Origin of the sequence: Desulfocucumis palustris, assembly GCF_002933875.1 — a bacterium.
Taxonomy (GTDB): Bacteria; Bacillota; Desulfotomaculia; order Desulfotomaculales; family Desulfocucumaceae; genus Desulfocucumis; species Desulfocucumis palustris.
The window spans coordinates 1-2976 of the sequence record NZ_BFAV01000081.1 but is presented as its reverse complement, the minus strand read 5'-3'; the positions used below and the strand labels follow the sequence as shown (position 1 = coordinate 2976).

Genomic DNA, 2976 nt, shown 5'->3' with positions numbered 1-2976 from the left:
CTGCTCCGATTGCCATATTTCCTACTTCTCAATTAAATATTGGTTACCGGCAATGGCGCTGTTTCCTTTATCGCCAGTTTCCGTAAGCAGTCACAACACAATGGACACAAGGGGACGGTATTTTTGTGTTCGGACTGGTTTTGGGAATTCTTTCGCGCACAGCACAAAGAACGGTTCTTCTGTGCTGTTATTTTGTAAGCGCTCAATTAACGGGTGCATTGACAAGCAAACTCCGGCACGATGCAGATAGTCGTGCCGGAGTTTAGTTCATCATATTCAATATTATGCGTTGCGGCAGTAATCCTGTGTGACCAGGGCATCAAATCTTCAAGGAGTAGCGCCATTATTTACAGAATTATAGAGACGGCCAAGGAGAACCATCCCAAACCCCTTTAAATTATCTGACCTATCTTTTTGAACAGGCTGGCGCAAATCCTTTTTCAGTTCTTTCTCCCGGATTTCCGGCGGCACATCTATCTGTTGTAAATCACTGGGATTCCAAAGTTCACCGGTGGAGAGCATGTGAAAAATCGCTGTCAGGATCATTCGAGCGATAGCGATGATGGCGCGTTTCTAACCCCGGCGCCGCATAATACGCTCATACTTGATTTTATAGTAAGGGCGCTTCAGGTCTTTAACAGCAGCATGAGCCACTTGAACTAATGCCGGTTTCAGGTAGACACCGGCCCGGGTGATGCGGACCGACTTCTTTTTCCCTGCCGACTCGTTGTTATCGGGCGTGAGTCCGCCCCAGCAGCAAAGGCGTTTCGCCGAGCCGAACTGCGACATGTCGTCGCCGATCTCTGAAAGGATGGTGACGGCAGAGTGATTCGGATACATGGTATAGTGCAAAGCAGGTTGATAGCACCGTCGAACGGAGCTGCCAAGGCTTCAATCGAACGCTCCAGTTTCCCAATGTAGCCCAAAAGGAAATCGTAGTGCTCGCGCACTAAGCGGGCTCGGTCATTTGAAAGCCTTCAATGGATTCAACGACTTCCGCCGCTTTATTCTTGAGGGTGCCGCGCAGCAACGAGACGCAATGAATTGGGTCAAAAGTGTCCGAACCCACGATGTGGTTCGTTCCAATACAGTTTCCATGGATAGCCGGTTATCCTGCATATAAAGTCAACTTCCAACTCTTACCTCAACGCCGCCCTGGCTGTCTCAACTTTGCCCTCAATTTTGCCAGTCCGCAGAGTCTGACCCCTTATAGAGCTCCTATATTCTTCGAATCACTCCAAAACTAACGCCAGTTAATCTTTCAATTTGTCTTATAGATAATCCTATCTCTTTACATTTTTTTATAATGTTATTTCTTCTTTCCTTTTCAAGGCTTTGGATTTCTATTGCACTTTGAACACCAGAAATCTTTTTTATAAAATCTATGGCCTCTGGTTCTTTCCATCTCATATATTGATCGTACTCCAAACATTCATCCTTATTTTTTTCTGAATTAAATTCTTTAAATAACCTTATGGCTATTTCTCGATTTTCAGAAAAAAATTTAAGAGCAAACTCTATATCACAAATCTTTGGCTTTTCTATGTATTCTCTGTAACTACTCCATAGATATTCTGAAACCTCCTTTATCATACCTGCTTTTAATGGGTTTTGGTGAATATATCGAAGGACTGTCAAAAAATAGCTATCAGTTTCAACTAATTCACTTTTATATCGATCTTGAAATAAATGACCCCGACGATTATACTTCCAATTATACCAATATACATAAGTTGCTCCGACCCTTTGGAACACTTTCCCTAAATCTTCTTCTCCTTCTTTAAGCAATAGATGTATATGGTTACTCATAAAGCAATAAGCATAAATTTCGTAACCACTTTTTTCTTTATAGTCTTTCAGCGTTTCAAACAATTTTTCATAATCCTGCTCATCTTCAAATATTCTCTGTCTATTAATCCCTCTTAAAATAACATGGTAAAGCCCTGTGCTGCTTTTCCTTCTCGCTTCCCTCGGCATTCTCGCACCCCTATTTTAGTTTAACATATGAAAGAAAGAATAACAACACAGAAGAACCGTCCCCTTGTGTCCTACTGGCTATCTGCTGAGCCGGTTCCATGGCTGAAAGGGAAAAAACGAGCATAAGGGAGAACAAAAAAAGAAAACAGCCGGGTAATCCGCGTGGGGTCTACCGGCCTTCCATGCAAACATGTGGGACTTTTATTTATGACACAAAAGAACCGTCTCCTTGTGTCACTTGCAAAACGGTCTCCATGGACAGCCCGGTTATCCTGCAAATTACGTCAACTTCCAGCCCTTCCCTTAGCGCCGCCCTAGTCGTCTCGACTTTGCCCTCAACCTTGCCCTCAATTTTTCCGTCGGCCTTTCCTTTCAACTCGCCTTCCATTAAGGCCTGCCTCTTCATCTCGTCCAGTGCACGCTCGATGTTGGTGATCATCTTCTCCACCTCCCGGGGTCCGGTTTCCTCCAGCACGCGGTCAACCTCTTCTTGCAGTGGTCCTGCCAACTTGCGCCTGATCACATTCCTCAGCCACACCATCACCTGCCGGAACTGTTCCGGGTCCATATCCTTCAGCACGTCGGCCAGCTTCCTGAGTCGGGCCACCAACTCCCGGGTGTTCACTGTCTGATCCAGGTAGAAAACGCTGGACACCACGTTGGCCGCCCGGTACAGGTCTTCTTGGTCGTAACGGACGACGTCGAAGAGGATGTAGGAGAAGTCCAGCAATCGCCCTGGAAACATCCCGTGTCCAGACTGGTACTCCCTGAAGCTCCTGCGGGCCGTCCAGCCACTCTTTCCGTTGTAGAGGACGGCTGGCACTATTGCCGGAAGCCTGAAGCCTTTGCGCTTCCGCTCATTATCCGGTGTGTTCTTGTAGACGTCCCGCCACACCTCTACCATGTACTGCAGCAGACGGAAGGGCATGGTGTGGTCCACAGTTGACTGCAACTCCAGGAGCACGTAGAAGATCACTTCGGTGTCCCGGAGCCGCAGCC

At 46.6% G+C, this 2976-nt stretch carries 3 protein-coding genes; all 3 read right to left on the bottom strand.

Translation table 11 applies throughout. From position 1 onward, the window contains the following. Positions 1-573: 573 nt before the first annotated feature. Positions 574-852: a transposase gene (locus DCCM_RS19705; protein WP_373855401.1), complete on the bottom strand. Its 279-nt coding sequence runs from the start codon at positions 850-852 to the stop codon at positions 574-576. A 366-nt stretch (positions 853-1218) separates the two neighbouring features. After that, a complete protein-coding gene (locus DCCM_RS06760; protein WP_104371677.1) occupies positions 1219-1977 on the bottom strand; it encodes a transposase in 759 nt (252 codons plus the stop codon). Between the two features lie 205 nt (positions 1978-2182). Beyond that, positions 2183-2976 (bottom strand): Rpn family recombination-promoting nuclease/putative transposase (locus DCCM_RS06755; RefSeq protein ID WP_104371676.1); only part of this gene is annotated, 794 nt, incomplete at its 5' end.

Bases quoted from the DNA above. Each gene is read 5' to 3' on its own strand.
- DCCM_RS06760 (WP_104371677.1), bottom strand. From the start codon at position 1,977: ATGCCGAGGGAAGCGAGAAGGAAAAGCAGCACAGGGCTTTACCATGTT.